This is a genomic window from Mesorhizobium sp. M4A.F.Ca.ET.050.02.1.1 (genome assembly GCF_003997725.1).
Taxonomy (GTDB): domain Bacteria; phylum Pseudomonadota; class Alphaproteobacteria; order Rhizobiales; family Rhizobiaceae; genus Mesorhizobium.
The window spans coordinates 1-15,774 of record NZ_RZSG01000057.1 but is presented as its reverse complement, the minus strand read 5'-3'; the positions used below and the strand labels follow the sequence as shown (position 1 = coordinate 15,774).

The 15,774-nt window shown below is 65.0% G+C and carries 19 protein-coding genes; 12 read left to right on the top strand and 7 right to left on the bottom strand.

From position 1 onward, the window contains the following. The 9 genes from EOA33_RS40320 to EOA33_RS07150 all read left to right on the top strand — a co-directional run. On the top strand, window positions 1-638 hold a 638-nt coding region (locus tag EOA33_RS40320), incomplete at its 5' end, for a DAK2 domain-containing protein (protein WP_245482266.1). 10 nt (window positions 639-648) lie between these two features. After that, window positions 649-1,248, top strand: coding sequence for a dihydroxyacetone kinase subunit DhaL (gene dhaL, locus EOA33_RS07185; RefSeq protein ID WP_126056832.1), 600 nt, complete (start codon window positions 649-651; stop codon window positions 1,246-1,248). Further along, window positions 1,248-1,637 (top strand): dihydroxyacetone kinase phosphoryl donor subunit DhaM, encoded by a 390-nt coding sequence (gene dhaM, locus EOA33_RS07180; RefSeq protein ID WP_126056833.1) that lies wholly within the window; start codon window positions 1,248-1,250, stop codon window positions 1,635-1,637. The genes dhaL and dhaM overlap by 1 nt, the downstream gene beginning before the upstream one ends. Window positions 1,638-1,657: 20 nt before the next feature. Continuing rightward, window positions 1,658-1,960, top strand: coding sequence for an HPr family phosphocarrier protein (locus tag EOA33_RS07175; RefSeq protein ID WP_126056834.1), 303 nt, complete (start codon window positions 1,658-1,660; stop codon window positions 1,958-1,960). Between the two features lie 41 nt (window positions 1,961-2,001). Continuing rightward, window positions 2,002-3,576, top strand: a complete 1,575-nt coding sequence (ptsP, locus tag EOA33_RS07170; RefSeq protein WP_127405326.1) for a phosphoenolpyruvate--protein phosphotransferase — start codon at window positions 2,002-2,004, stop codon at window positions 3,574-3,576. A gap of 14 nt (window positions 3,577-3,590) precedes the next feature. Beyond that, window positions 3,591-4,013, top strand: coding sequence for a hypothetical protein (locus EOA33_RS07165; protein ID WP_126056836.1), 423 nt, complete (start codon window positions 3,591-3,593; stop codon window positions 4,011-4,013). Window positions 4,014-4,095: 82 nt separating this feature from the next. Next, a complete protein-coding gene (gene dhaK / locus EOA33_RS07160) occupies window positions 4,096-5,082 on the top strand; it encodes a dihydroxyacetone kinase subunit DhaK (RefSeq protein WP_127405325.1) in 987 nt (328 codons plus the stop codon). 124 nt (window positions 5,083-5,206) lie between these two features. Further along, complete coding sequence (locus EOA33_RS07155) at window positions 5,207-6,226, top strand: nucleotidyltransferase family protein (RefSeq protein WP_127405324.1); 1,020 nt, start codon at window positions 5,207-5,209, stop codon at window positions 6,224-6,226. Next, window positions 6,219-7,235 (top strand): formyltransferase family protein, encoded by a 1,017-nt coding sequence (locus EOA33_RS07150; protein ID WP_126056839.1) that lies wholly within the window; start codon window positions 6,219-6,221, stop codon window positions 7,233-7,235. Before EOA33_RS07155 ends, EOA33_RS07150 begins: the two co-directional genes overlap by 8 nt. Window position 7,236: 1 nt before the next feature. Here EOA33_RS07150 and EOA33_RS07145 read toward each other — a convergent pair whose 3' ends face one another. Genes EOA33_RS07145 through EOA33_RS07130 form a run of 5 tightly spaced genes read right to left on the bottom strand, consistent with a single transcriptional unit; the run spans window position 7,237 to window position 9,788 of the window. Beyond that, complete coding sequence (locus EOA33_RS07145) at window positions 7,237-8,217, bottom strand: serine kinase (RefSeq protein ID WP_127405323.1); 981 nt, start codon at window positions 8,215-8,217, stop codon at window positions 7,237-7,239. Then, entirely contained in the window at window positions 8,214-8,648 is a 435-nt protein-coding gene (locus EOA33_RS07140) for a lasso peptide biosynthesis B2 protein (protein ID WP_189362970.1), read from the bottom strand. The genes EOA33_RS07145 and EOA33_RS07140 overlap by 4 nt, the downstream gene beginning before the upstream one ends. Further along, window positions 8,645-8,932, bottom strand: coding sequence for a PqqD family protein (locus EOA33_RS07135; RefSeq protein ID WP_127405321.1), 288 nt, complete (start codon window positions 8,930-8,932; stop codon window positions 8,645-8,647). Before EOA33_RS07135 ends, EOA33_RS07140 begins: the two co-directional genes overlap by 4 nt. A 36-nt stretch (window positions 8,933-8,968) precedes the next feature. Continuing rightward, window positions 8,969-9,388: a hypothetical protein gene (locus EOA33_RS38895; RefSeq protein ID WP_189375333.1), complete on the bottom strand. Its 420-nt coding sequence runs from the start codon at window positions 9,386-9,388 to the stop codon at window positions 8,969-8,971. Window positions 9,389-9,410: 22 nt separating this feature from the next. Continuing rightward, a complete protein-coding gene (locus EOA33_RS07130) occupies window positions 9,411-9,788 on the bottom strand; it encodes a DUF2259 domain-containing protein (protein WP_245482265.1) in 378 nt (125 codons plus the stop codon). An 81-nt stretch (window positions 9,789-9,869) separates the two neighbouring features. Here EOA33_RS07130 and EOA33_RS07125 point away from each other — a divergent pair, with 81 nt between their 5' ends. Next, the gene (locus EOA33_RS07125; protein ID WP_127405320.1) at window positions 9,870-11,777 is read left to right on the top strand and encodes a propionyl-CoA synthetase; all 1,908 of its coding nucleotides are present in this window, start codon (window positions 9,870-9,872) and stop codon (window positions 11,775-11,777) included. A 329-nt stretch (window positions 11,778-12,106) separates the two neighbouring features. After that, the gene (locus EOA33_RS07115) at window positions 12,107-12,814 is read left to right on the top strand and encodes a metallophosphoesterase family protein (protein WP_245482264.1); all 708 of its coding nucleotides are present in this window, start codon (window positions 12,107-12,109) and stop codon (window positions 12,812-12,814) included. A gap of 23 nt (window positions 12,815-12,837) precedes the next feature. Here EOA33_RS07115 and EOA33_RS07110 read toward each other — a convergent pair whose 3' ends face one another. Then, the gene (locus EOA33_RS07110; RefSeq protein WP_127405317.1) at window positions 12,838-13,830 is read right to left on the bottom strand and encodes an NmrA/HSCARG family protein; all 993 of its coding nucleotides are present in this window, start codon (window positions 13,828-13,830) and stop codon (window positions 12,838-12,840) included. Between EOA33_RS07110 and EOA33_RS07105 the strand changes: the two genes are divergently transcribed. Beyond that, on the top strand, window positions 13,829-14,923 hold the full coding sequence (locus tag EOA33_RS07105; RefSeq protein ID WP_348628222.1) for a LysR family transcriptional regulator: 1,095 nt from the start codon (window positions 13,829-13,831) through the stop codon (window positions 14,921-14,923). The genes EOA33_RS07110 and EOA33_RS07105 overlap by 2 nt on opposite strands. Window positions 14,924-15,014: 91 nt before the next feature. Here EOA33_RS07105 and EOA33_RS07100 read toward each other — a convergent pair. Next, the coding region (locus EOA33_RS07100) for a polysaccharide biosynthesis tyrosine autokinase (protein ID WP_127405316.1) at window positions 15,015-15,774 on the bottom strand (760 nt) is incomplete at its 5' end.

The window sequence follows — 15,774 nt, the reverse complement described above, 5'->3', positions numbered from 1 at the left end:
TCGTGGCGGCGGCCAAGCCGGCGGTTCACGCCACCGCGAAGGCGGCGAGCCGCGACGCCGCCGCCGAGCGGTTGATCACCGTCGTTTGCGAGAAGCTGATCTCGCTGGAGGAGCCCTTGAACGGGCTAGACGCCAAGGCCGGCGACGGCGATACCGGGTCGACGGTGGCGACCGGCGCGCGCAGCGTGCTCGAGCGTCTCGACACGCTGCCGCTTGCCGACCGGGCTGCAACGCTGGCGGCAATCGGCGATACGCTGGGGACCGCGATGGGTGGTTCGAGCGGTGTGCTTTTGTCGATCTTCTTCACCGCCGCGGCGCAGACTTTGGGTTTTGGCGCGACTCTGCCCAAGGCGCTGCTCGCCGGCCTCGACCGGATGACCTTCTACGGCGGCGCAAAGGTCGGTGACCGCACCATGGTCGACGCGCTGGAGCCGGCGCTCAAGGCGCTCGATACAGGCGGGCTGGAAGCAGCCGCGACGGCCGCGCGGCATGGAGCGGAGGCCACCGCCGCGATGCAGAAAGCGAAGGCCGGGCGCTCCGCCTATATCGGCCGCCAGCTTGACGGCGTCGCCGATCCAGGCGCATTCGCGGTGGCGGAAGTGTTTGTGGCCGTGGCGGCCATGTTCGCCCCGGCATGAAGGACAGAGAATGGCCGCATCCGATTTCTCCAACTTGATCGTGGCGGCGGCGGACACGATCGCGGCGCATGCCGAGGAACTGACCGGGCTCGACCAGGCGATCGGCGACGGCGACCACGGGCTGAACATGAAGCGCGGCTTCGAGGCGGTGCGGGCCGACGCCGAGGCGATCGCCGCGAAGCCCTTGCCGGACGCTTTGAAGGCGATCGGCACCAAGCTGGTGATGACCGTGGGCGGGGCCTCTGGCCCGTTGTTCGGCACGCTGTTCATGGCGCTCGGCAAGGAACTGCCAGGCACGCCTGACCGCGCCGCGCTGACGGCAGCGCTTGGCAGGGCGATCGAGGCGGTCGCGGCGCGGGGCAAATCGCAACCTGGACAAAAGACCATGCTGGACGTGCTGCAGCCGGTGTATGAGGCGCTGGCGCAAGGCAAGACAGGCACGGAAATCGCCGATGCCGCCGATCACGCGGCTGACGCGACTGTGCCGATGAAGGCCCTGCGCGGGCGCGCCTCCTTCCTGGGCGATCGCTCGATCGGGCATATGGACGCTGGGGCACGCTCGACCGCGCTTCTGGTACGCGCAGTCGCTGAAACCGTCGAGGACCGCTGATGAGCAACGTTGGTATCGTCATCGTCTCGCATTCGCCGCTGGTCGCCGAAGGCACCGCAGACATGGTGCGCCAGATGGTCGGCGACGAAGTGCCGCTTGCATGGTGCGGCGGAAACGGCCATGGCGGGCTCGGCACCAGTGTCGAGGCGATCATGGGCGCCATCGACAAGGCCTGGTCGGAGGCGGGCGTCGCCATCCTCGTCGATCTCGGCGGCGCCGAGACCAACAGCGAGATGGCGGTCGAAATGATCGGCGAACCGCGCTCGCACAGGATTGTTGTGTGCAACGCGCCGATCGTCGAGGGCGCGGTCATGGCGGCGACGGAAGCCTCCGGCGGCGCCTCGCTCAAGGAAGTGGTGGCGACGGCGCATGAACTTTCGCCGTCGTGAATGAACGGGAACCCGACCGCATGTCCGCATCCGCCGAAGCCATGGTCCTGATCACCCACGATGTGGGTCTGCACGCGCGCCCTTCGGTGAAGTTCACCAAGCTCGCCAAGTCGTTCGCGGCCGAGGTGGAAGTGGCCTTGGCCGCCAACGGTCCCTGGTTCGACGCCAAGAGCATCGTCAAGGTCATGGCGGCCAAGGCACCTAAGGGAACGCTGCTGTACATCCGCGCCAGGGGCGACGGCGCGAGCGAAGCTGTCGAAGCGCTGGTCGATCTCGTGCAGCGTGATTTCGACGAGGAAGCGGACCATGCCCGGTCCGCTTGAGACGGACTCGCATGTGGCCGGAACCGCAAGGAACGCGGGCCATGCGGATTGAGGGTGTTCCAGCCTCCACGGGCTATGCCGAAGGGCCGCTGTTCGATCTCGACCGGCCGCCTGCCGCCTACACAAGCAAGTCGAGCGCGGCGGAGGAGATTGCGGCGCTGGAGACCGCGATCGGCAAGGCGGTAAGCCGGCTCAGCGCAATGATCGAAACCGCCGACGGCGATGCCGCCGGCATCCTGGAATTCCATATCGCCATGCTGCAGGACCATGCGCTGAGCGCGCCGGCCTTCGCCTCGATCGGCTCCGGCCAGGCCGCCGATGTCGCATGGCGGGCGGCGCTCGACGCCGAAATCGCCGGCTACGACGCGTCAGACCAGGACTATTTCCGCGCACGCGCCGCTGATCTGCGCGACATACGCGACCAGGTCCTGCGTGCGCTGAGCGAGGACGGGGAACCCACGGCACCCCTCGGCGCCATCTTCCATGGAGAGGACATCGCGCCGACGCGCTTCCTCGAAATCGACTGGAGCGCCGGTGGCGGCATCGCGCTCAGGGCCGGCAGCACCGCCAGCCATGTCGCCATGCTGGCGCGTGCGCGCGGCGTGCCAATGGTGGTCGGGCTCGGCACCTTCCCGGCCAGCCTCGCAGGCATGGCGTTGCTCGATGCCGAGCACGGCGGGATGGTGCTCTCGCCCTCACCGGCCGAGATCTACGCCTTCCGGCAATCATCGTCCTCCTTCGCCGCGCGCCTGGGCGCGGCGCAGTCTTTCCTGACCCGGCCGGCGGTGACCAAGGCGGGAACCGCCGTGCGCGTGCAGGTCAACATCGCCAACCCTTCCGACGTCGATGGCATCGACATCTCGACCTGCGACGGCGTCGGGCTGATGCGGACGGAGTTCCTGTTCGGCAAGGCGCTGCCGGACGAGGAGATGCAGTATCATGCCTACTGCAAGGTGCTGGAATGGGCAGGCGACAAGCCGGTGACCATCCGCACCGTCGACGCCGGCGGCGACAAGCCGGTTGCCGGCTTCACCGTCGAGGAGACCAACCCCTTTCTCGGCCTGCGCGGCATCCGGCTGTCGCTCAAGCGGCGCGACATTTTCCGGGTGCAGATCAGGGCATTGCTGCGCGCCGCCATCCACGGCAATCTAAAGGTCATGTTTCCGATGATCGCCACGCCCGAGGAATACAGCAAGGCCGCCGCGCTGTTCACGGAGGAGCAGGCGAGCCTTGCCGCGCGCGGCGTCGCGCACACGATGCCGCCGCTCGGCATTATGGTCGAGGTGCCTTCTGTGGCGATTGCGCCGGAAGCTTTCGCAAACGTCGCCTTCTTCTCGATCGGCTCCAACGACCTGACGCAATATGTGATGGCGGCGGCCCGAGACAATGCCGCCGTCGCCTACCTCAACTCGGTTCGGCATCCGGCGGTTCTTAGGTTGTTAGAAGCGGTGGTGCGCTTCGGACGGGAGAAGGGGATTCCGGTGAGCCTGTGCGGCGATGCGGGCGGCGATCCGGCCGCCATTCCGGCACTGATCGAGGCAGGCCTGCGCGACCTTTCGGTCGCCCCAGCACAACTCGCCATGGCCAAGGCGGCCATCGCTGAAGTCCCGGTCTAGGCGGCGTGGCGAAGATGGAGAAGCTACCCGAAGCGAACTCCGAAGAGGCGATCCGCGCCTACAAGACGATCCTGTCGCTGGTTATCGACCAGCGGCCGTCCGGTATGCGACAGCGGCTCGCCGATGCGCTCGGCAAGCATCGCAGCTTCGTCACACAGATCTCCAGCCCGGCCTATTCGATCCCGATCCCCTCAAAACATTTGCCGGCTATCTTTTCCGTGTGTCATTTCAGCCCGGCCGAGCGCGACCAGTTCCTCGCCGCCTATCATCAGGCGCATCCCGGCAAGATGTCGGCGGCTTCCGGGCCGCGCAAGACACGCCATGTCTCGCTCATCGTGCCGGATTTCGGCGACGACAAGCAGAATGCGGCACTCGACCGGGCGATCAACGAATTCATCCAGAAGATCACCAGCATCGCCGGCAAGGGCAGCGGCTAAACTGAGCAATTCCAGGAAAAGTGTGCCGCGGTTTTCCGTTCGGAATTGCGTACAAATTCGAGACTGTTCCGGGAGGACAGCCATGAAGAAATTCATCAACGCAGTAGACACGGTGCTGACCGAGAGCCTTGACGGCTTCGTCGCCGCCCATTCGGATATCCTTATGCTGGGCGATGACCACAAATTCGTCCGCCGCAAGGTGCTGAAGCCCGGCAAGGTGGCGCTGATCTCGGGCGGCGGCTCCGGCCACGAGCCGCTGCATGGCGGGCTGGTCGGGCACGGCATGCTGGACGCCGCCTGCCCCGGCCAGGTGTTCACCTCGCCGACACCCGACCAGATGATTGCCGCCGTGCAGGCCGTCGACACCGGCGCCGGCTGCCTGTTCATCGTCAAGAACTACGAAGGCGACGTGATGAATTTCGACATGGCTGCAGAAATGTCGGAGGGCGTCATGCAGGTGGTGACCAATGACGACGTCGCGGTCGAGAACTCGTCCTACACCACCGGCCGGCGCGGCGTCGCCGGCACGCTGGTGGTGGAGAAGATGGTCGGCGCGGCGGCCGAGCAAGGCATGGCGCTGAACGAGCTCAAGGCGCTCGGCGAACGCGTCAACGGCGCGACGCGCTCGATGGGCGTGGCGCTGACCAGTTGCACGGTGCCGGCGGCGGGCAGGCCCACCTTCGAAATGGGTGACGGCGAGATGGAGTTCGGTGTCGGCATCCATGGCGAGCCCGGAAGGCGGCGCGACACGCTGAAGAGTGCCGATGCCATCGCCGAGGAGGTTTGCACAGCCATCGCCGGCGACCTCGGCGAGCGGGCAAAAGGGCCGGCGCTGCTTTTCGTCAACGGCTTCGGCGGCACGCCGTCGATGGAGCTCTATCTGATGTACAACAGCGCCCGCAAAATCTTCGGGAAGAGCGGCGTGACGGTGACCCGCTCGCTGGTCGGCTCCTACGTGACATCGCTCGACATGGCCGGCTGCTCGATCACGCTGACCTTGCTCAACGACGAGATGACGGCATTGTGGGACGCGCCGGTGCACACGGCGGCGCTACGCTGGGGACTTTAACGCTGGGTTTCTGCCCTCGCCAGATCAAATCCCAGTCGAAGCTGTTGCTGCGCTGGCTTCCCAGGCGCTTTTCTGCAACCTTGTCGCAACATTGTTTTCCAATGCGCAAACACCGACCGGGTTGATGCTGCCACCACTTGCGCCCGCCGACGAGAGACTGCTGCTCACCTATGCTGACCCCGAGGCAGAGCTGGCCGTAGCTTCCACGGCAAGAAGCCTGTTGGCGCTGCTCGACAATGCCGAGTTCCACGGCGTGCTGCCGATCATGCTGCGCAAACTGCGGGAAACAGGCGATGCGCATCTGCCCCAGGATGCTGACCTGCAAGCGAGATTGGCCGAACTGCGCGAGGCATCGACGCTGGTCACCGGCCAGTCCATGCTGCTGCAATATCATGGCGAGCGCATCATGAAGGCGCTTGCGGCGAAGGCCATTCCGGCTCGGATCGTCAAGGGGCCGGTGTTCGCGCGCAAGCTCTACAAACATGTCTCGGACCGGCCCTTCACCGACATCGACATCCTGGTCGAGCCAGCCAGCATCAACGAGGCCAACCGGGTGATCGCCGCCTCCGGCTTCGAGCTCTGCAGCGGCGAAGCCCATTCGCACGACCTGCAGGAGTTCAAATGGCTGGAGAAGGAGAATTCCAGCCTGCTGATCGAGCTGCACGGCAATCTGGTTCATGATTCCGGCATGCGGCGGCGGCTGTCGCTGGGTTTTCGCGACTTGCAGGCCATCGACGGCGACGGAACCGACACGCCGGCGGCGCTGCTGACCATCGCCATCGTGCATGCGGCCGGTGGACACAAGTTCCACCGGCTGCAGCTCTGTGTCGACGTGCTGCAAGGCGTGCGGGCGTTGCAGTCGGCGGCGGCCGAAGCGCGGCTGCTGGATGCCGCGCGCATGACCGGCATCGAGCTCGAACTGGCGACCGTGCTCGACGTGACCGGCAGGCTTTTCGACGAGGCGCGCGCCCTCGACCTTGCCAACCGGGTCAAGCCCGACCTCGGCATCCGGCTCGCCAGGCGACTGATTACCCGCGAGACGCTGCTCGGCGTCAATTCAAGGGACAAGATGCGCTCGCGGCTGCGCCGCGACGCGTTCCGCTGGATCCAGCGGCTAGCGAGGCCGAGGCCGTATCGTGGCTGATCACACAGCAGCCCCGGACAGACCCATCTCGGCCGTCTTCATCATCGAAATAACGCCGATCACGGCCCCGATGCTCGCCGGCTGGCTGGAGAAAGGCCATCACATCGCCGCGCTTGTCGTGCCTGGTCCGCGGCCCGGCAAACAGTCGAGCTTCAGCACCTGGCGGCGGCGGCGCAAACGCAAGCTCGTGCTGAAGCGGCATCTTATCCCCACCGAGGTGCCGCTGATCGAATTCAGCCGCCCGTACGACTGGGCCGCGCTTGGCCAGCGCCTTGCCGGCTTCCACGCCGATGTCCTCATCACGTTCGGGTTTCTCACGCTTATTCCCGAGACCTTGCTGAAGCTGTTCGCGAAAGGCGGACTGAACCTGCATCCGGCGCTGCTGCCCAACTACAAGGGCCCGCATCCGATCGCGCGGCTCGTCGTCGACGAGCAGTATGAGGCGCATGGCGGGGTGAGCCTGCACAAGATGACGTCGGGCTTCGACGAGGGCGACATCCTGGCGCAGATCGCATTCTCTCCTGGCGATTGGCACTCGACGGCGACGCTGTCGCGGGCACTGGCCAGCGGGATGAAATTGCTGGTGGCGGAGGCCGCGCCCGATCACTGCGCCGGCAGGCTCGAAGGCGTGCGGCAGCCGGAAGGGAACTTCACCTGGGCGCAACTCGGCCGCAAGCCGGTGGTGGTCGGCAGTCAATGGTCGAGCGCCCATATTGCCAGGATCTGGCGCGTGGTCGGGCGTGGCGTTGCGCTCCATGTGCCGATAAACGGGAAGCTGGCCCGGCTGGCGTACCCCATCCGCAGGCTCGGCCCGGCGACTGGCGAACCGCCGGCAAGGCGGTGGGGGATGATCGAATTCGATTGTGCCGACGGCCGCATCGCGCATCTTGCCTATAATGGTTTCGCGCGTCAGCTGACGCGCTGGCAGCGCGCGTTCGGCCGACTGCGGCTCGGGCAGAAGTCCTTCGAAATGCGCCGCTTTGGCGAGCGCGCCGAAGGCCCGCGGTGAATCAGGCGAGCGCCAGCGCGGACCGGATCAACCGCGCCGCATCGGCAGGTCGCGCGCCGACCTCCAGGGTAAAGGTCGGCACCGTCGTGACCAGTTTGGCGATCGTCGCCAGTCGGTGTTTTTGCAGTGGCAGCAGGCCGGTCATGCCGGTCCTGACATTGTCGGCGGCCAGCGCGACCATGGCGTCGGTCCTGGCCATGGGATTGAGCCTGCTCTCGCCGTCGGCCGAGCGGGCAAGATGAAGCAGCGCCGAGACCGGCCTGGCGACCACGCTTTCGACGCGCAGGATCTGGCCGAGGCGCTCGAGCGACACGGCCTGTTCGCCATTGCGGTCCCACGACGGGCCGAGGCAGGGCGAGACGAGAGGGACAAGTTCGGCTGTCTTGCGGTGGATCTTCACATGGCGAGGCAGGCCCCAGGCCGCGGCTTTGTCCGGCGCCACATCGAGGATCATGGAATCGTCCGCGCAGAGGCCGAAGCCTTGCGAAGCCAGCGCCAGCGAGGTCGTGGTCTTGCCGGTGCCGCTCGGGGCGTGGATGAGGACCACGGCGTCGCTCCCCGGCAGCGTCAGGCCGGCGGTGTGCAGCATATACTGCCCACCCGCGTCGAGCGCGGCATCAAGCACCAGCATCCACGCCGTCCAGGTGATCCTGACACCGGGGCGCGTGCGGATTTCGGCCCGGCGCTCGCCGGCACGGATGGAAAGCGTCTGGCGGCCGGGAAACACCAGGTGAAGGACGTCGCCGCCATCGATCATCCGGCAATGGCCGTCCTCGGGCACCTCGCCGTCGAAGGCGAGCGTCCCCTCGGGCGTCTCGGAAAGCGATTGCGTCTCGATGATGTCGATGCGAAAGCCGGCTTCGACGGGTTCGGCGGCGCTCAGGCCCGCGAGCATCCTATCGAGATCGCGCCAGAGCTCGGCGCGTTCGGCCGAAATGGCGACGATCTGGCCGTTAAGGGCGTAGCTTATGGACGCGGTCAAGCGGCACGCGCCTTTCCAGATTCGGCATGATGGCGATAGATCTCCACCATGCCGGGGAGGCTATCGCTTACCACCGGCCGGCCATCGAGACAGACCCAGCAATGCGCCGACAGGCGCGGCGCGTGCATCGACTGCGGATCGACACCAAAGCGCAGGTCCGGGTCGAAGCCAGCGAGACGCAGGAAGCGATGGGCGAGCAGGCCCTCCCTCAGGCATCTTCGATCACGCATCAGCCAGGGATGCCTGACCGCACGGTTGACGCTGGCGACGATGTAGGAGGACGGCAGGCCGCGATAGGGTGTCGGCGATGTCAGCGGTGCCCATTTCAACACCGCTTCGAAATCGCGCTTGCCGACGAGGGCCGGCATCAGCCGCGCGCTGATCCACAGATGGGCGCGAAACAACACCCGCAGCAGCCCGTCAGCCATCATGCACCCGGGTCGGCTAGGATACCTTCCGCCACCAACTCAGCGGCAAGCGCCGCCATGTCCTGGTCGAGCATGGCCTTGTCGACCTCGAACTCGTCGGACAGCAGATTGACAATCTGGTCGAGGTTGCGGGCGCCGTCGACCTTGTCGAGAAAGGCTTCAGTAGTGCCGTTGCAAGTATAGAGCTGGCCGCTGCGCGCCAGAAGCACGACCGCACCATCACCGACATGCTGCACAGATGCATCGTCGGCCAGCCGCAGAACCATTCCAGATGCGATTTCAGCCATGGGGCCTCCAGTCCATGCAAGAATGCTGGAGAGCCATTAGCGCGGCAGGACGATGCTGTCCATCGTCCTGACGCCCAGGCGACGACGGGCTTCGGCCCGACTGGTGCGGGAAATCACCCGCGTGAAGTCTGCGTCGCGGCGGTCACGGCGGATAGTTTCTCGCGCTTGCTCGATACCGGCTTTTCGCAGGCCTTCTTCACGGACGAAAACGGGGGGTGTTGCCTTCTTTCCCTTAAGTAAGCTATGGAATCGCCGGCGTTTGGGGAGAGGGTGACGAGTATGCGTTACAATTGGGATCGCGCGCCGACGGCATTCGAACGCCACCGGAAGGCTCTTGCGGCTGCGATATTGATCGCCGGCGGCGTCGGGTTGATGCTCGCGGCCTTGCCGCTTTAAGCCGGCAAACAGTGCGGACAGGCAGGAACGGTGCCGTGGCACCGTCGGCAGGGTTTGCATGCCCCGGCCGGGCCGGCGTTGTTCAGCGCGCCCGGCCTGTCACCGCGATGAAGCGGCGGTCGCGGCCTTCGAAGCCCTGGCTGAAGCGCTGGACCAGCACGGCAATCACCGCTGGCTTGCCCTCGGGCGCAAATTCGTAGGCCTCCGACAGGGAGTAGGAGGTCGGGCAGTTCCGCGAGTCCGACACCGCCTTGTCGTCATGCAATATCTTCAGCGGCTTGCCGTCCTTTCCCTGCAACGTCAGCCGGAAGCCGAGCGGCTTGCCGGATATGTCGCCATTTTGCTGCGTCTCGAAGCTCGCCGAGCAGTCCGCCGTGCTCGCGGCCTGGCCCAACGCATGGCGGGCAGCTATCAGCATGCCATGGTGCCGGATATTTGCGGCCGAGACGAGATCGGCCATCGACGAATTTCGGGGAAGACATGGCCGGCAGGAAGAGCATAGGCTATTCGAGGACGGCAAATTTCCTGGGGAGGAAGCTGGATGGCGTCACGCTACCACGAGGTCTATGAGGGCTGGAAACGCGATCCGGAGCAATTCTGGGCGGACGCGGCGAAAGCCATCGACTGGTTCTCCCCCTATGAGCGCGTCTTCGATGCCGAGGCCGGCGTCTATGGCCGCTGGTTCACCGGCGCCTCCTGCAACACCTGCTTCAACGCCATCGACCGCCATGTCGCCAGCGGCCGCGCCGAGCAGGTGGCGCTGATCCACGACAGCGCGATCACCGGCACGATCAGGAAATTCACCTATGTCGAGCTGAAGCGCGAAGTGATCGCACTCGCCTCGGTGCTGAAGAACCGCGGCATCGGCAAGGGCGACCGCGTCATCATCTACATGCCGATGGTGGCGGAAGCGGCCTTCGCCATGCTCGCCTGCTCGCGCATCGGCGCCGTGCATTCGGTGGTCTTCGGCGGCTTCGCCTCGCATGAACTCGCCACCCGCATCGACGACGCCAAGCCGAAGCTGATCATCTCGGCATCCTGCGGCCTGGAGCCCGGACGCACCGTCGCCTACAAGCCGCTGCTCGACAAAGCGATCGAGCTCTCCAGGCACAAGCCTGACGCTTGCCTGATCCTGCAGCGCGAGCAGTTGCGCTGCGAGCTGAAGGACCATTACGACATCGATTATGCCGACGCGGTTGCGCGCGAGCGGGCCGCCGGGGCCAATGTCGACTGCGTTCCGGTGCTGGCCACGGACCCGCTCTATATCATCTATACGTCGGGCACGACCGGCCAGCCGAAGGGCATCGTGCGCGACAATGGCGGCCACATGGTCGCCTTGAAATGGACGATGGAGAACGAGTTCGGCGTCAAGCCGGGCGAAGTGTTCTGGGCGGCTTCCGACGTCGGCTGGGTGGTCGGCCATTCCTACATCGTCTACGGCCCGCTGCTGCATGGCGCAACCAGCGTGCTGTTTGAGGGCAAGCCGGTCGGCACGCCGGACGCCGGCACCTACTGGCGGGTGATCTCGCAGCATGGCGTGGTGGCGCTGTTTACCGCGCCGACCGCCTTCCGCGCCATCAAGGGACAGGACCCGCGCGGCGAATTCGTGCCGAGTTACGATCTGTCGAAATTCCGCACGTTGTTTCTCGCCGGCGAGCGCGCCGACCCGGAAACCATCAAATGGGCCGAGCAGAAGCTCGCCGTGCCGGTGATCGACCACTGGTGGCAGACCGAGACCGGCTCGCCGATGACCATCAACCCGGCCGGCCTTGGGCTCTTGCCGGTGAAATACGGATCGCCCGGCGTGCCGATGCCGGGCTACGATATTCGCGTGCTCGACGATGCCGGCCATGAAGTGGCCCGCGGCACGCTCGGCAATGTCGTGGTCAAGCTGCCCTTGCCGGCCGGCTGCCTGCCAACGCTGTGGAACGCCGACGCCCGCTTCCGCCAGGCCTATCTCGAGGAGTTCCCAGGCTTCTACAAGACGGCCGACGCCGGCATGATCGACGAGGATGGCTATCTCTATGTCATGGCCCGCACCGACGACATCATCAATGTCGCCGGCCATCGGCTATCGACTGGAGCGATGGAGGAAGTGCTTGCCGCGCATCCCGACGTCGCCGAATGCGCCGTCATCGGCATCGCCGACGCGATGAAAGGCCAGGTGCCACTTGGCTTCGTCGTACTCAACGCCGGCGTTTCGCGCGACATCGGCCTCATCGAAAGCGAGGTGGTAGGACTTGTGCGCGAGCGCATCGGCCCGGTCGCCGCCTTCAGGACGGTGGTGACGATCAAGCGCCTGCCCAAGACGCGCTCCGGCAAGATCCTGCGCGGCACCATGCAGAAGATCGCCGACAAGGAAGATTGGACCATGCCGGCGACCATCGACGATCCGGCCATCCTCGACGAGATCACCGCGGCGCTCAAGGGACGCGGCATCGGGGTGTAGCCGGGCATGCATGGTCGCTCGCGCGCCCGATCTTTTGTTGCGCAACGCAGAAAACCACCTTTGGCGGCGTCGATATCCTGCGGTTCCTGGCCGCCGTGCTGGTGATGCTCTGTCACTACGGCTACCGGCTCAAGGCGGCTCAACTTCAGGTTTCCCGCGCCTGAAGTGACGAGCCCGTGGTAATTCCGGCCAAGCATGATATCGAGGCTTCATGCGTGCCGTGTGACATGCTCCCGAAACCCCATGCGAGCATCGAGCCTCATTCCGTGAGCCTGTTCCAGCGATCGAGACGACCCCGGACCGCGCCGCGCGATCGTCTGGAATTGGAAATGCAGGACACGGTCGTCTATGCGATCGGCGATGTGCACGGCTGCTACAAGGAGCTGCGGTCGCTGGAACAAAAGATCCTGCTGGACGCGTTGCCCTTTCGCGGGCGCAAGATCATCATCATGCTTGGCGACTATGTCGACCGCGGCCCGAACTCGAGACGCGTCCTCGATCATCTCATCGCGCCGGCGCCGCAAGGCTTCCTGCGCGTCTGCCTGGCGGGAAACCACGAGGTCGCCATGCTTGGCTATCTCGACGGGCATCTGTCGCGGGAACTTTGGCTGGCGATCGGCGGACTCGAGACGCTCTATTCCTATGGCGTCGACCCGGCACGCCTTGGCGACCTTTACGGCTCAAGCGAGGAGGTCGACCGGCGCATCCGTGCCGCCATTCCCGCCGGCCATGTCAGCTTCTTGCGCACGCTGCCGGTCATGGTCTGCTCGCGCAAGTTCGTCTTCGTCCACGCCGGCATCCGGCCGGGCATCGACCTCGTCGAGCAGGACGAGGACGACCTGCTCAACATCCGCTCGGAATTCTTCGAGAAGGCCCATATCCTCGACCGCTGGGTGGTGCATGGACACACGATCGTGGATGTGCCGAAGTTCGAAGGGCACCGGCTCGGCATCGATACCGGCGCCTTCCGGAGCGGGCGGCTGACCGCGGTCAGGATCGTCGGCAAGCACGGCAAGCTGCTGTCTTCGGCGAGTTAAGGAAGAGCACAGCGTCGCCGCTCTCAGATCGGCGCAAGCTCGGCCTCGGCGGCGGCGCCATAGGACAGCAAGTCGCCCTGCCATTTGCTGCGCTTGAGGAACTGTTCCCAGGTCAGCGCATTCGGATCGATCTTCCGACTCCAGGTCAGATCGCGCCCGGGAGCGTAGTAGCCATATTCGACGGCATATTCGACCATGCCCACCAATTCGCGCACGAGATGCTCGTTGCCGGCGAAACCCGGAAAATGGCGCAATAAGTCTTCGCGCGAGTATGCAGAGGCGTAGCGCGCGCGCTTGCCGGTGACGCGCACAAACGTGTCCACCATTTGCTGCGCCGAGATAAACTCGCCGATCACGGGCAGCGCCTCCCCGGCGTATCGCGCGGGGTGATCGAAGATCTCGCGCACCGCTGGACCGGCCGCAGTGAGCGGGTCGCAGAACGGCACGGGGATGTCCGGAGGCAAGTATATGGCGAAATCTATGCCGTCCTCCACACCTTGCGGCACGTAGTATTCCAGGAAGTTGGTGTAATAAAACGCCAAGTATACAAACGAGCTGCGAATGGGTAAGCTGCGGATGTAATCCTCTACCTTCGCCTTGTCCGTGAAATGCGGTGCCCACTTGGTGCCGCCGGTGATCGCTTCGACATTTTCGAGCCCGCTGAAAACCACGTGTTCGACACCAGCGGCCACTGCCGCGTCGGCCAACTCCTTTCCGAGGTTGAGTTCGGGTTCCGCCGGCGGCACCTTGACGATCGGCGGCGTCATCAAGAACGCCCCGGCCGAACCTTTCAGTGCTTCGGTCAGTTCGGCCTGCCGGCCGAGTTCCAGGGGCGCCACCACGACCTCGGCCCCTTTCTTCGCCAAGGCTTGCGCTGGTTGGCTGTCGAGACGGCGAGTCAGCGCGCGCACGCGGTAGCGTCCACTGTCGAGCAGGGACTTGGCGACGCTGCGACCCTGCTTGCTCGAGGCCCCGACAACGGTGATCAGGGGTTTGGAGGTATCGATCTGGCTCATGCTGATTATATCCCGGCTTGAGGGCGAAATCGCTTCGGCCCCGGACAGACGACCACGCCTGGCCGCCGAAAAGCGTGCCGCGACGTTTGGCTTCAGCAAGAGTCTCGGACGCTTCGACGTATTTTTGAAATCGCATAAGTTATCGGCTACTATCCATTCCATGGATACCAAACGCCTTGATCTCAATCTGTTGGTTACGCTGGAGACGCTGCTGATCGAGCGCAACGTCACGAAGGCGGCTGCCCGACTGCATCTAAGCCAGCCAGCGGTAAGCGCCCAGTTGAACCGCCTCAGACAAGAGTTCGACGACCAACTGCTGATTCCCGCCCAGCGAGGGATGACGCCGACGGCCAAAGCAATGGAACTGCTCGACCCGTTGCGCCAAACCCTTGATCAGGTTCGCGCCACGCTCAGCTCGCATCGGAACTTCAATCCGGCGAAGGCCAGGCTGATCTTCGCGATTGCCTGTACGGACTATCTGCAAGCCGCGATAGTCAAGCCGCTTGTCGTGGAGCTCAGGACGCTAGCACCGGGCGTTCGCGTTGCGATACGCAATCTGGACCTGCCGCAACTGGAAGCGCAGATGGCGCGCGGTGATGTGGATTTGGCACTGATGACACCGCAGGAGGCCCCGCAAGGTCTTCGCCCTCGACATCTATTCGATGAGCGCTACGTGCTTATCGGCCGCAAGAAGCATCCGCGGCTGCGGGAAGGAATCACGGTCGCTGAATTTGCCGAGTTGGAGCAAGTGGTCGTGTCCCTGGAAGGCGGCGGCTTCGCGACACCGGTAGACAGTGCTTTGGCCGCTCTCGGACATAAGCGTAATGTCGTGCTCTCCGCGGCTTCGTTCCTGTTCGTCCCCGAGATCGTGTCTCGCTCGGACTTCGTCGCGCTGGTCCCGGAACGGCTGGTGCGTGATTGCGCGGACAAGCTTGACGTGATGGACTGTCCGTTTCCCGTTGAAGGCTTTGCGGTGGGAATGGTGTGGCATGAGCGCAGCCACGGACACAGCGGCCAGCGCTGGATCCGTGAGACCGTAGTCTCGCTTGTCGCGCATGAATCCTCGTCTCGGGCGCGCCATGGTTACGGCTAGACCGGTTCGGCGTTCATGGAAACGCCGAACCGCTCTGTCTCTTTGGCGCGATTTCGGACGGAAAACCGTCCACGCTTTTTCAGGAATTGCGTCACGCAGCCTGTTTGGTGCGCGCCTCCGACTTCTCCAGATAATAGGTCGAATAGCGGTCGAAGAATTTCTCGGAGCCACCGAGCGATCCGTATTTCGCGAGCCGCTTCAAATCGACCTTGTTGAGCACGGCGCCAATGATCTTGTTGGCGACGTAGGGCTCCGATTCCAGCATCGAGCGCACCATCGCGCGCGGCGTGCGGCCCCATTCGGTGACCAGCACGAATCCGTCGACGAGCGGCGCGAAGGCCTTGGCGTCAACCACCGGACCCAGCGGCGGCAGGTCAACGACGATGTATTCGAACGTCTCCTTGGCGTTGTCGATGAAGCGGCGCATGCCGGCCGAGGAGAGCAGCTCGCTGGTGTGCGAGAACTGGCCGCGCAGCACGGCCGGGATGATCGCGAGCTTCGTCTGCCGGTCGACCTTGCCGACCGACTGCCAGGTCTGGCCGCTGACCACCGCTTCCATCAGCCCTTGCTCGGTTTCCATGCCAAGGCTGCGGCTGAGCCCGGGATTGCGCAGATCGCCATCGATCAGCAGCGTCCTGGCGCCGTTGGCGGCCAGCAGCCCCGCCAGGTTCGCCGCCACCGTCGACTTGCCCTCGCCGGGCAGAAGCGAGATCACGCCGATGACGCGGCTGCTCTGACCTTCCATGACCACGTCGAAGGCGATCTTGGCGTTGCGGAGCGTTTCGGCGAACATCGATGCCGGCGCGTCGATGCTGACCCGCATTCGCGCCCGCTTTTCCGCCGCCGAGAGG

Bases quoted from the DNA above. Each gene is read 5' to 3' on its own strand.
- dhaL (WP_126056832.1), top strand. From the start codon at position 649: ATGGCCGCATCCGATTTCTCCAACTTGATCGTGGCGGCGGCGGACACG.
- dhaM (WP_126056833.1), top strand. From the start codon at position 1,248: ATGAGCAACGTTGGTATCGTCATCGTCTCGCATTCGCCGCTGGTCGCC.
- EOA33_RS07175 (WP_126056834.1), top strand. From the start codon at position 1,658: ATGTCCGCATCCGCCGAAGCCATGGTCCTGATCACCCACGATGTGGGT.
- ptsP (WP_127405326.1), top strand. From the start codon at position 2,002: ATGCGGATTGAGGGTGTTCCAGCCTCCACGGGCTATGCCGAAGGGCCG.
- EOA33_RS07165 (WP_126056836.1), top strand. From the start codon at position 3,591: ATGGAGAAGCTACCCGAAGCGAACTCCGAAGAGGCGATCCGCGCCTAC.
- dhaK (WP_127405325.1), top strand. From the start codon at position 4,096: ATGAAGAAATTCATCAACGCAGTAGACACGGTGCTGACCGAGAGCCTT.
- EOA33_RS07155 (WP_127405324.1), top strand. From the start codon at position 5,207: ATGCTGCCACCACTTGCGCCCGCCGACGAGAGACTGCTGCTCACCTAT.
- EOA33_RS07140 (WP_189362970.1), bottom strand. From the start codon at position 8,648: ATGATGGCTGACGGGCTGCTGCGGGTGTTGTTTCGCGCCCATCTGTGG.
- EOA33_RS07135 (WP_127405321.1), bottom strand. From the start codon at position 8,932: ATGGCTGAAATCGCATCTGGAATGGTTCTGCGGCTGGCCGACGATGCA.
- EOA33_RS38895 (WP_189375333.1), bottom strand. From the start codon at position 9,388: ATGCAAACCCTGCCGACGGTGCCACGGCACCGTTCCTGCCTGTCCGCA.
- EOA33_RS07130 (WP_245482265.1), bottom strand. From the start codon at position 9,788: ATGGCCGATCTCGTCTCGGCCGCAAATATCCGGCACCATGGCATGCTG.
- EOA33_RS07125 (WP_127405320.1), top strand. From the start codon at position 9,870: ATGGCGTCACGCTACCACGAGGTCTATGAGGGCTGGAAACGCGATCCG.
- EOA33_RS07115 (WP_245482264.1), top strand. From the start codon at position 12,107: ATGCAGGACACGGTCGTCTATGCGATCGGCGATGTGCACGGCTGCTAC.
- EOA33_RS07105 (WP_348628222.1), top strand. From the start codon at position 13,829: ATGCTGATTATATCCCGGCTTGAGGGCGAAATCGCTTCGGCCCCGGAC.
- EOA33_RS07110 (WP_127405317.1), bottom strand. From the start codon at position 13,830: ATGAGCCAGATCGATACCTCCAAACCCCTGATCACCGTTGTCGGGGCC.